Consider the following 10,262-nt stretch of genomic DNA (forward strand, 5'->3'; position numbering starts at 1 on the left):
GGCAGAATGTAAAAGCACTATTCGAATGGGTGATATTCCAAATGGTTATGAAATGAGAAAACCCTCGCTTCGCCAGCTGGAGGCGTTCAAGGCCTTCGTGGAAACCGGAAGCGTGTCGCGCGCGGCGGACGTGCTGTTCATTTCCCAGCCCGCCGCCAGCAAACTGCTCAATCACTTCGAAGCCGATATCGGGATGGAACTGATCGACCGCAGCTCCAACCGGCCAGTCGTGACCGAACGCGGTATGAGGGTTTACGAGGAAATCGACCGCATCCTGTCGGGCGTGGATCAGATCGGGCAGGCCATCGCCTCGATCCGGGCGGAGGAACGCAGCCAGATCACCGTTGGCGTGGTGCCGGGCTTTCCCGCCAATCTGCTGTCAAAGGCTGCGCAGATCGTGCGGCGGGAACGGCCCGATATCAGCCTGTCCTTTGTCGTTCGCAGTTCTGAATTCCTGTCGCACGGGGTATTGTCGCGAAAACTCGACCTCGCGCTGATCGCGCGGGAACTGGACCACGCTCAGGTTCGCAGTAGCATTTTTTACGACAGACCCATGGTGCTGATCACCCCACCGGATCACCCGTTTGCGCAACGCAAAATGGTCAGCATGTCCGACCTGCAGGACCAGCCGTTCATCGCCTTCACGCCAGGCAGCGTGACCCGCAGGTTGACCGATGCGGCGATGACAGAGGCCGGGGTGAACGCGGATATCGTGCTGAGCGCCACCACCGCCCCCAACTGCTGCGCGATGACCGCAGCGGGACTTGGGGTCTGCGTGCTGTCACCCCTTTTTGCCAGCGATCATCTGGCCCGCCTTGCCGTGGTATCCTTTACCCCGCAATTGCCATTTCACGTGCGCGCAGTGCGCCCGGTAGAGTCCCGCGACAAACGCGGGCTGGAACTGGTGCTCAGGGCGCTGGAAAAGGCGCGCGACGGTCTGCCAGGCACCGCCTGAGCGGGCGAAGATCGCCTTCGCGCAGGGAATTGAATGCGCTTTCCAACCTGTCGCGGTCTTCCACCGCCACCTGATCGCGCGTCGCTACCCGGAACTTGCGAAGGCGCATGTCCCAGCCCGGTCGGTCGCGCGCTTCGCCGCTTGGGGTTGTGACGGGGCTGTCAATCTCCCGATCGCCGCAGATCACGCGCAGGCGCACCGGGGTTTCGGCGGGGAAATGCTCTTCCAGCTCCGGGTCGATGGCAATGCTGACGTTTTCGGCAAATGCCTCGGCACGCCTGTCATGCAAATCCGCCTCGGACATCGGCAACAGCGCGTCTGCCCCGCGTAGGGCGACAAGCGCCAGGCAATAGGGGATGGAGTATTGCGCATCGACCAGGTTGCGCGGGCGCGGCGCGTTGGGGATGCGCAGGGCACCGCTATAGGCGCTGACATGGATCGCGTCGATCTGCGCGACCTGAAGGCCATGGTCAGCCATCAGCGCGGCCAACGCCTCGACCGGCGCATGGACATGGCGGCAGGCGGCGTGAAACTTGGTGTAGCTTTCGCAGATGGCGGGACCGGGGCGATCGGCAAGGATGGCATCGGCGTCGAAGAACGGCGCATGATCGACCAGATCGCGCGCGCCAGTCATGCCAGCTGCGGCCAAGGGCACCGCTGACAAGCCCGTCGCGACGCCCCAGGGGATGCCCTCTTTCACATGGCTGCCATTGGGTTGCGGCCAGGCGGGCGGGGCCGTGGTCGTTGCCATGTGCGGGCCTGTTTCGCCCGCGATGGCCAGCGCATTGGCCATCTCCATCGGTGCAAGCCCTTGCAGCGCCCCTGCCCCGGCAGCAGCCGCGAAACCGCCCCAGAACCCGGTGCGCGCGTAGAAGCTGCGGGCCGCTGCGATCCGCAGACCGATCTCGTAGCCAATGGCGATGGCCCGCAGGATCGCCTCGCCGCTTGGCGAGGCGCCCAGACTGTCCAACCGGTCGGCCTGGGCCAGTACCGCAGGCACGACCGCCGCGCCCGGATGCCCGCGCGAGGCTCGGTGCCCGTCATCAAGGTCAAGCGCGGCGGAAGCCAGCGCATTGGCAAAGCCCGCCGCCACTGGCGAGCCCTTTTCGCCCGTGAACCACAGGACCGAGGGGCCTGCCCCGTAGGCTTCGCGCAGGGCCGTGCCAAAACCATGGGGCGGCGCGGCAGCGGCGGCGGTGACGGTATCGAGAACCGCCTCGATCGCACCCTGACGGGCGGCGTCGCACATCCGGAAGCCATGGGCGCGCTTTGCCAGGACCTCAAGAACCGGGATCATTATTCCGGGTTGTGGCATGCGACCCTGCGTCCTTCGTCTTGTGTCGCGGCCAGAACCGGGGCCTCCTGACTGCAGATCGCCGTTGCCCTTGGGCAGCGCGGATGGAACGGGCAGCCCGAGGGCGGGTTCGCCGGCGACGGAATCTCGCCCTCCAGCAAGGCCAACGCCTGGCGCTTGGATACATCGGGCACCGGCGCGGCATCGCGCAGCGACCGGGTATAGGGATGGCGCGGGCGTTCCAAAAGGTCGCCCACAGGCCCGCTCTCGACGACCCGGCCCAGATACATCACCAGCACCCGGTCGCAGAAATTGCGCAGCACCCCAAGATCGTGGGTGATGAAGAGATAGCTCAACCCCCGTTCCTGCTGAATGCGCCGCATCAGTAGCAGAACCTGCGCCTGCACGGACACATCCAGCGCCGACACGGCCTCGTCCGCGATAATGAGGTCAGGCTCCAGGATCAGGGCGCGGGCGATGGCGATGCGCTGACGCTGGCCGCCGGAAAACTCATGCGGGTACTTGTCGACGGCACTGGCGGGCATGCCCACTTCACCCAGAACTTCACGCACGCGCGGCAAGGCGTCACGATAGCGGATGCCCTTGTGGACATAGAGAGGCTCGGCCAGCGTGCGTCCAATGCTGCGCTTGGAGTTGAGCGAGGAATAGGGGTCCTGAAACACCATCTGGATACGCCCGCGCATGGCGCGCTTTTCCGCACTCGCCAGCGTGGTCAGGTCGGTCCCGTCAAAGCGCACCGCGCCCGTGGTCGGCGTGATCAGGTCCAGCACGCAGCGCGCCAGCGTGGACTTGCCGCAGCCGGATTCGCCCACAACGCCCACGGTTTCGCCCTTGGCCACGGTGAAGGAGACATCGCGCAGCGCGGTGACCTCGTAATCGCGCCGCAAGGACAGGAACCGGCGCGAGGTGAAAGTCTTGCCGAGGTTCTCGACGGTCAAAAGGTTGCTCATGCCACATCCCTCCTTGCCCAGCATCGCACCGCGTGTGGACCTGATGAGAGGTTCGGCGGGCTGGAACAGGCTGCATGCGCCTCGCCGCAGCGCGGGGCGAAGCGGCAGCCTTCGGGCATGGACTGGATCGATGGCACCTGTCCTTCGATCGGATGCAGGTCAAAGGCCGCATCCGCGCGCGGCACGGTGCGCAGCAGGGCCTGGGTATAGGGGTGCGAGGGCTTATCGAACAGCTCCCCCGCCGGGGCGGTTTCCACAAGGTCGCCCGCATACATGACCGCGACGCGATCCGCGACATTTGCAACGACGCCAAGATCATGGGTGATCAGCACGATGGACAGCCCCTGTTCCCGCCGGATCTCATCCAGCAGCGCCAGCACCTGCGCCTGTATCGTCACGTCAAGCGCCGTGGTGGGTTCGTCCGCGATCAGGATCTCGGGACGACACGCGAGGCCAATGGCGATCATAACCCGCTGGCGCATCCCGCCCGACAACTCGTACGGGTATTGTCGCAGACGCCGGTCCGCATCGGGAATGCGCACGAGGTCGAGCAGGTGGCGCGCCTCGCGCTTGGCTTCGGCCCAGCCCATGCCCTTGTGCAGCACCAGGGGCTCGGCGATCTGCTCGCCCACGGTCAGCACCGGGTTCAGCGAGGTCATCGGTTCCTGAAAGATCATCGCGATGCGCCGGCCGCGGATCGTCTGCAACTCGGCCTCCGGCATGGTCAGAATATCCTTGCCATCGAACCCGATCCGCCCGCCAAGCCGAGCCGATCCGGGGAGAAGCCGCATCAGCGACATGGCGGTGATGCTCTTGCCACAGCCGGATTCCCCGACCAGACACAGGGTTTCATCGGGCATGATGTCGAAGGAGACGCCGTTCACCGCACGGCACCAGCGATCCTCGATCCTGAAGGAAATCGACAGGTCTTCGACCGTCATCAGGGGGGTGGCGGTCATGGCTCAGTCCCTCAGCTTGGGGTCGATGGCATCGCGCAGGCCGTCCCCGATCAGGTTCAGCGACAGCACGACAAGAAGAACGGCGAAGCCGGGATAGATCGAGACGAAGGGGGAATCGAGAATGTGCTCGAAGCCTTCCCGGATCATCGTCCCGAGCGTGGGCGTGGGCGGCGCGATGCCAAGGCCGATGAAGCTCAGATACGCCTCGATCCGGATCGCGTAGGCCGCCCAGAGCGACGCCAGCACGATCACCTCGCCCAGAACATTGGGCGCGATATGCACGGCCATGATCCGAACGTCGGAATAGCCAAGGGCGCGGGCGGCTTCGACGAATTCGCGCTCCTTCAGCGCAATCGTCGGCGCACGGGCCACGCGGGCGAATTTGGGCAGGATCGTCACCGTGATCGCCAGGACGATGTTCCAGAAATTCGCTCCCAGAACCGCCACGATGAAGAGCCCGGTGATCAGCGTAGGAAAGGCCAGCAGCATGTCCATGATCCGCATGATCAGGCTATCGACCCAGCCACCGCGATACCCCGCGAGAATGCCGAGCGCGCTGCCGATGATCATGGCCAGCGCCGTCGAGATCAGACCGATCAGCAGCGAGACGCGCAGCCCGAAAAGGATGCGGGCCCAGGTGTCGCGGCCATAGACATCGGTGCCAAGCAGGTAGTCGGCCGAGCGGTCCTCCAGCCGGTGCAGGATGTTCTGCGCCAAAGGGTCGTGCGAAGACAGCAGCGGCGCAGCAATCGCGGCCAATGCGATCAGCCCGAACAGAATAAGTCCTACGGTGGACAGCTTGTTGCGCCGGGCAAGTCGCAACAGCCTCTGGGCCGGGGTGCGCTGCGGGGGAGTGGTAACGGTCGCGGTCATTTCAGTTTCACTCTCGGGTCGACGAGGCCATAGGCGATGTCGGTCAGCAGATTCACCATCACCACGAGGAAGGCCGAGAAGACCATGAGCCCCTGCAGCGTGGAATAATCCCTCTGGTTCAGGGCCAGCACGATAAGTTTGCCCAGGCCCGGTCGGTTGAAGATGATCTCGGTCAGAACGGCATTGCCGATCATCAGCCCGAAGTAGAGCCCGATCACGGTGACGATGGGGATTAGTGCGTTACGCAGAGCGTGGTGCAGAAACAGCCGCCGCATCGGTGCACCCTTGGCCCGCGCGGTGCGGATATAATCCTCACCCAACACGTCCAGCATGGCAGAACGCGCGGTGCGCATCACATAAGCCACCATGATCAACCCAAGGCTGAGCGCCGGCAGGAAGAGATTGTAAAGCCTGTCCCCGATCCCGCCCGTGGGCGTAGAGATCACCGGGAAGAGGCGCCAGTCGATCGCCAGCCAGAGGATCAGCAGGATCGCGGTCAGAAAGGCCGGAAAACTCAGCCCGACCAGCGACACGACGCGCAGCAGATAATCCAGCCAGCCGTTGCGCTTCAACGCCGCCATGATGCCCAGCGGCGTGCCGATGACCACCCCGAAGAACACCGCGCCAAGCGCCAGTTCCAGCGTGTAGGGCAGCACCTCCAGAATCGAGGTCAGAACCGGCGTGCCCGAGATCATCGACTCGCCCAGCGACCCGCGCGCGATGCCACGCAGGAAATCCAGGTACTGAACCCACATCGGGTCATTCAGCCCCATGCGCTCGCGGAACGCATCCAGAGCCTCCTGCGAGGCATTGTCGCCCAGGATTGCAAGCGCGGGGTCGCCGGGTGCGACCCGGATCATAACAAAGACGATCGTCAGGACGCCCAGAAGCGTCGGGATCGTGCTCAGCAGCCGTCTGAGGATGAAACCGGCCATCATGTCCTCCGGGAGAAGCAGAGGCGGCCGGAGCCGCCTCTGCAAGTTGACCAGCTTAGTCGGCCAGTGTCGATTGCTCGGTGATCACTGGCCCAAGGGAGAGCGAGCCTTCGAGCTCGTAGCCGAGGTCGACGTCGGGGGACCGCGCGAAGACCTGCAACAGCTCGAACAGCGGGATCGAGCAGACCTCGTCCACGATTGCCTGTTGCGCGTCGGCCCAAAGCGCCATCTGCATATCCATATCCGCCTCCGACCGGGCCTGAACGATCTGGTCGTCTGCAACATCGCAATGCGAGAAATTGGTCACGGCCGTTGGCGTGTTGACGATGCTGTCGGAGTGATAGAACTGCGTCAGGTAGGTGTCGGCCACCGGGAAACGGGCCGCGCCATAGAGCACCATGGAACTGACATCGTCGCGGATCGCCGCGTGCCAGGCGGAATGCTCCATCACCTCCAGTTCAACATTGATGCCCGCCGCCGCCAGCTGCGCCTGCAAGACCTGCATCGGTGCAAAGAGTGACGCACGCTCGGTGATTGCCACCGGAACGGTAATGCCATCGGGATAGCCCGCTTCGGCCAGCAATTCGCGGGCGCGTTCAGGGTCATAGGCCAGGAACGTAACGTCTGCGTTGTGGCCCAGATAGCCATCCGGCACCGGCGCCTCGTTGGCACGGGCCACCGAAGCGCCCATGAAGGCAACCAGCTCTTCCCGGTTCACCGCATGGGCCACGGCCTGACGCACGCGGATGTCGTCGAAAGGCGGCATCGCAGCGTTGATATGCAGGGTGCGCAATTCACCGGGTTCGAACACGTCCACCACGGCTTCGCCGGTCTCGGTCATATTGGTGACCCAACGATCTTCACGTGTTCCGGCAATCATGTCCAGTTCACCCGTCTGGAAGGCAAGGTCACGAGCGCTGGCTGAAGAAATATAGCGGATCGTGATCGAATCGATTTCCGGAGCACCACGGAAATAGTCGGGGTTGGCGACAAGGCGGACGAATTGGCCTTCAGCCAGTTCATCGAAGGCAAACGGACCTGTCCCGATCGGGTTGGTGTGGAAGTTTTCGCCCATTTCCTCGGCGGCGCGGGCGGACACGATGTTGCCGCCATGATAGTTGGCGACAACACCAAGCAGGCTGGGGATCCCTTCTGCCAGCGTGATCTGTACGGTGTAGTCATCCAGCGCCTCGACGCTTGCGAACTGAGTGTAGTCGGACGACACCCCGGACCGGTCCGGATCGGCGGCGCGGGTCAGCGAATAGACGACGTCGGCGGCGGTCATTTCACCGTAGCCACCATGGAACTGCACGCCTTGGCGCAGGTGGAAGGTCCAGACCAGGCCATCTTCGGAGGTTTCCCAGCTTTCCGCCAGATCGGGCTCGATATCCTCGCCGGACATGGAGCCGGGGGCAAAGCGCACAAGGCCGTTGAAGACCATGCCGAAGACGATCTTGTCCTCGGTGCGCGTGGAAACATGCGGATCGAGCTGACCCGCGCTCTGGGCTGACACAGCCATGGTCAGTTCCTGCGCGTGCAGGTCCGTGGTCAGGGCGCTTGTGGCAAGTAGGACCGAAAGGGCCGTTGCGTTCAGGAATTTCATCGAGTCACCTCCGCTGTTTCGACGCTACGTTAAACAACCGCCACGATCCCTTAACGTCAAATACCGATTTTCGCATCTCGTATTCCATTTGGATATACAGATCTTGGCATAACCTTTTGGAATGGATCAGCAATAAATGACGTATTCACTCATGACCACCCCGCCGCTAGCCTGACCGGCGAAAGGGTATGATATGTCAGTTTCTCTCATGATCGACGGAAAACCTCACTCAGCGAATGAAGGCGAATGCCTTGCCTCCGTCTTGATGCGGCAGCAGCCGCCGGTTTTCCGGCAACACCCGGTCGATGGCAGCCCCCGCTCCGCCTTTTGCATGATGGGTGTCTGTTTCGAATGCCAGGTCGAGATCGACGGGATCAGAGGACAGCAAGCCTGTCTTGTCGTCGTCCGCGACGGCATGACGGTCAGACGGGGCCACATGTGATGGACTACCTGATTGTCGGCGCAGGTCCTGCCGGACTGTCCGCTGCTCTTGAAAGCGTTCAGCGGGGGTTTCGGCCCGTGGTGATCGACAACCGCCCGGAACCGGGTGGGAACATCTACGCCTGGCTTGGTAGCACCTGTCGCAACCGACGCCGGCACCTTGGGATCTTCGGTCCCGACTATGCCAAAGGCACCGCGTTGCTGGAAGCCTTCGACAAGGCGGTCAGCAAGGGCGCGATCACCTATCATCCCCTGACACGGCTCTGGCAGCTGGATCGGTCCGGCCAGTTCGCGTTTACAGGCCCGCAAGGCACGCGGACCGGACAGGCTACGCGTGTGTTGCTGGCCACCGGCGCGCAGGAACGGCCCATGCCGGTCCCTGGCTGGACACTTCCCGGCGTCATGGGTGTCGGGGCCGCGCAGATCCTTCTCAAATCTGGCGGGGCCTTGCCCGACGGCCCGGTCGTCATCGTCGGTGCAGGCCCTCTGCCCCTATTGCTGGCCGAGCAATTGCGTCGGCTTGGACGGCCCGTTGCCGGGTTCATCGAGCCGCGCGGCGCGTCCAACCTGCTGGGATCCGGCTCCGCCCTGCTGGGCGCGGCAAAGGCGCCGGCAACCGCCCTGAAAGGGATGATGCTTCTGGCGCGCAGGTCTGCCGGAAAAAGCCGGATCTGGCGGCGGGCCACCGAAATCCGTATTTATGGCGACGGTCGGGTTCAGGGGTTGCGATTTGCAACCGGGAACGGTCAGCAGGACATTCAGGCCACCTGTGTCCTGCTGCATGACGGAATCATCCCGAACCTCAACCCGATGCGCGCCGCTTCCCTGCCGATGTCCTACGTAGCCGAACAAGCGACATGGCATTGCAGGCCGCAGAGGGCCATCCAGATCGCCGGCGACGCAAGCGGCATTCTGGGGGCGGACGCGGCGATCATCACCGGCCGAATGGCTGCCGCTGAAGCCGCAGGCGCGGCAGCGGACAGCGCAGACTTGCGCAAGCTGAAGCGGCTCCGGTCCTTCCGCCGCTTTCTTGATGCCGCCTATCCTCCGGTCAGGACCGCGCGAGGCACAGCCGCTGACACGGTGATTTGCCGATGCGAGATGATCCGGGCTGAAACGCTCCGCACAGCCGCAAGATCGGCAGGCACCGATCCCAATGCGCTGAAACGGGCGCTGAGGGTCGGGATGGGGCCTTGTCAGGGAAGGCTTTGCGCCCATTCGATCGCGGACCTGATCGCAGCGGACAGTGGATCCGCGCCAGGTGAAATCGGCATCCAGTCGATCCGGCCACCAATCCTTCCCGTCAGTTTCGCAACTCTTGCCGAGATCGAACTGCGACGGAACCTCTAGGCTCAGGACCCATTGATTTCCGCCGGACATCGTGGTTCAGCGTTCGCAAAACGAGCGGTGACATGTCTGATCTCTTCTGGTTGAGTGACGCGCAGATGGCGCGTCTTGAGCCTTACTTCCCGAAATCCCACGGTAAGCCTCGCGTCGATGACCGACGTGTACTGAGCGGTATAATCTTCATTAATCGCAACGGCTTACGCTGGCGGGATGCACCAAAAGAGTATGGTCCGCACAAGACGCTTTACAACCGTTGGAAGCGGTGGAGCGATAAAGGCATCTTCGCCCAGATGCTGGCCGGGCTGGCTGCAGGGCACGGTGAGAAAACGACGGTGATGATCCCCTCTCGGGACATCACTTCGTGATGCCCTGCCGGGCAGTGGACGCGACCTACCTCAAGGCACATCGTACCGCGTCCAGCCTGGGCGCGAAAAAAGGGGGCGTGGCCGCCTGATCGGTCGTACCAAGGGCGGCATGAATACCTAGCTGCATGCTATCTGTGATAGTCATGGGCGCCCGATCAACTTCTTCGTCTCCGCAGGTCAGGTCAGCGATTATATCGGCGCGCGGGCGCTTTTGAGTACGTTGCCAAAGGTCAAATGGCTGCCCGCAGATCGCGGGTACGACGCAGATTGATTCCGAGAAGCGTTGCAAGACAAGGGGATACGCCCCTGCATCCCAGGGCGGAAGCAGCGCAAGACGGCGGTGAAGTACGACAAGCGTCGCTACAAACGCCGTAACCGCATTGAGATCATGTTCGGGCGTCTCAAGGACTGGAGGCGTGTGGCGACACGGTATGACAGATGCCCAAAGGCCTTCTTCTCAGCTATCGCTCTCGCCGCCCTCGTCATCTACTGGCTATGAGATGCTGTAACGGGGCCTGC

Annotated in this window: 9 protein-coding genes and 1 pseudogene; 4 read left to right on the forward strand and 6 right to left on the reverse strand. The window is 63.2% G+C overall.

Features of this window, described 5'->3' with window-relative positions:
* Nucleotides 1-25: 25 nt before the first annotated feature.
* Complete coding sequence (locus EP237_RS21015; RefSeq protein ID WP_127562791.1) at nt 26-955, forward strand: LysR family transcriptional regulator; 930 nt, start codon at nt 26-28, stop codon at nt 953-955.
* Here EP237_RS21015 and EP237_RS21020 read toward each other — a convergent pair.
* Genes EP237_RS21020 through EP237_RS21045 form a run of 6 tightly spaced genes read right to left on the reverse strand, consistent with a single transcriptional unit; the run spans nt 909 to nt 7,590 of the window.
* Nucleotides 909-2,252 (reverse strand): MmgE/PrpD family protein, encoded by a 1,344-nt coding sequence (locus EP237_RS21020; protein ID WP_164744789.1) that lies wholly within the window; start codon nt 2,250-2,252, stop codon nt 909-911. The two genes, EP237_RS21015 and EP237_RS21020, sit on opposite strands and share 47 nt — an antisense overlap.
* Nucleotides 2,252-3,220 (reverse strand): ABC transporter ATP-binding protein, encoded by a 969-nt coding sequence (locus EP237_RS21025; RefSeq protein ID WP_127562793.1) that lies wholly within the window; start codon nt 3,218-3,220, stop codon nt 2,252-2,254. Before EP237_RS21025 ends, EP237_RS21020 begins: the two co-directional genes overlap by 1 nt.
* On the reverse strand, nt 3,217-4,179 hold the full coding sequence (locus EP237_RS21030; protein ID WP_127562794.1) for an ABC transporter ATP-binding protein: 963 nt from the start codon (nt 4,177-4,179) through the stop codon (nt 3,217-3,219). Before EP237_RS21030 ends, EP237_RS21025 begins: the two co-directional genes overlap by 4 nt.
* 3 nt (nt 4,180-4,182) lie before the next feature.
* Nucleotides 4,183-5,052 carry an ABC transporter permease gene (locus tag EP237_RS21035; protein ID WP_127562795.1) on the reverse strand — a complete coding sequence of 290 codons (870 nt, stop codon included), beginning with the start codon at nt 5,050-5,052 and terminating at the stop codon, nt 4,183-4,185.
* Entirely contained in the window at nt 5,049-5,987 is a 939-nt protein-coding gene (locus EP237_RS21040) for an ABC transporter permease (RefSeq protein ID WP_127562796.1), read from the reverse strand. The genes EP237_RS21035 and EP237_RS21040 overlap by 4 nt, the downstream gene beginning before the upstream one ends.
* 55 nt (nt 5,988-6,042) lie before the next feature.
* Nucleotides 6,043-7,590, reverse strand: a complete 1,548-nt coding sequence (locus EP237_RS21045) for an ABC transporter substrate-binding protein (protein ID WP_127562797.1) — start codon at nt 7,588-7,590, stop codon at nt 6,043-6,045.
* A 208-nt stretch (nt 7,591-7,798) separates the two neighbouring features.
* On the opposite strand from EP237_RS21045, the gene EP237_RS21050 reads away from it, so the two are divergent.
* The 3 genes and pseudogenes from EP237_RS21050 to EP237_RS21060 all read left to right on the forward strand — a co-directional run bounded on the left by EP237_RS21050 (nt 7,799) and on the right by EP237_RS21060 (nt 10,242).
* Entirely contained in the window at nt 7,799-8,032 is a 234-nt protein-coding gene (locus tag EP237_RS21050; RefSeq protein WP_240661723.1) for a (2Fe-2S)-binding protein, read from the forward strand.
* Nucleotides 8,032-9,381, forward strand: a complete 1,350-nt coding sequence (locus tag EP237_RS21055) for an NAD(P)/FAD-dependent oxidoreductase (protein WP_164744790.1) — start codon at nt 8,032-8,034, stop codon at nt 9,379-9,381. Before EP237_RS21050 ends, EP237_RS21055 begins: the two co-directional genes overlap by 1 nt.
* Nucleotides 9,382-9,443: 62 nt before the next feature.
* Nucleotides 9,444-10,242: pseudogene (locus tag EP237_RS21060) on the forward strand (IS5 family transposase).
* Nucleotides 10,243-10,262 lie beyond the last annotated feature (20 nt).

Origin of the sequence: Nioella ostreopsis (assembly GCF_004000255.1) — a bacterium.
Classification (GTDB): domain Bacteria; phylum Pseudomonadota; class Alphaproteobacteria; order Rhodobacterales; family Rhodobacteraceae; genus Nioella; species Nioella ostreopsis.

Bases quoted from the DNA above. Each gene is read 5' to 3' on its own strand.
- EP237_RS21025 (WP_127562793.1), bottom strand. From the start codon at position 3,220: ATGAGCAACCTTTTGACCGTCGAGAACCTCGGCAAGACTTTCACCTCG.
- EP237_RS21035 (WP_127562795.1), bottom strand. From the start codon at position 5,052: ATGACCGCGACCGTTACCACTCCCCCGCAGCGCACCCCGGCCCAGAGG.
- EP237_RS21040 (WP_127562796.1), bottom strand. From the start codon at position 5,987: ATGGCCGGTTTCATCCTCAGACGGCTGCTGAGCACGATCCCGACGCTT.
- EP237_RS21055 (WP_164744790.1), top strand. From the start codon at position 8,032: ATGGACTACCTGATTGTCGGCGCAGGTCCTGCCGGACTGTCCGCTGCT.
- EP237_RS21045 (WP_127562797.1), bottom strand. From the start codon at position 7,590: ATGAAATTCCTGAACGCAACGGCCCTTTCGGTCCTACTTGCCACAAGC.
- EP237_RS21020 (WP_164744789.1), bottom strand. From the start codon at position 2,252: ATGATCCCGGTTCTTGAGGTCCTGGCAAAGCGCGCCCATGGCTTCCGG.
- EP237_RS21050 (WP_240661723.1), top strand. From the start codon at position 7,799: ATGATCGACGGAAAACCTCACTCAGCGAATGAAGGCGAATGCCTTGCC.
- EP237_RS21030 (WP_127562794.1), bottom strand. From the start codon at position 4,179: ATGACCGCCACCCCCCTGATGACGGTCGAAGACCTGTCGATTTCCTTC.
- EP237_RS21015 (WP_127562791.1), top strand. From the start codon at position 26: ATGGGTGATATTCCAAATGGTTATGAAATGAGAAAACCCTCGCTTCGC.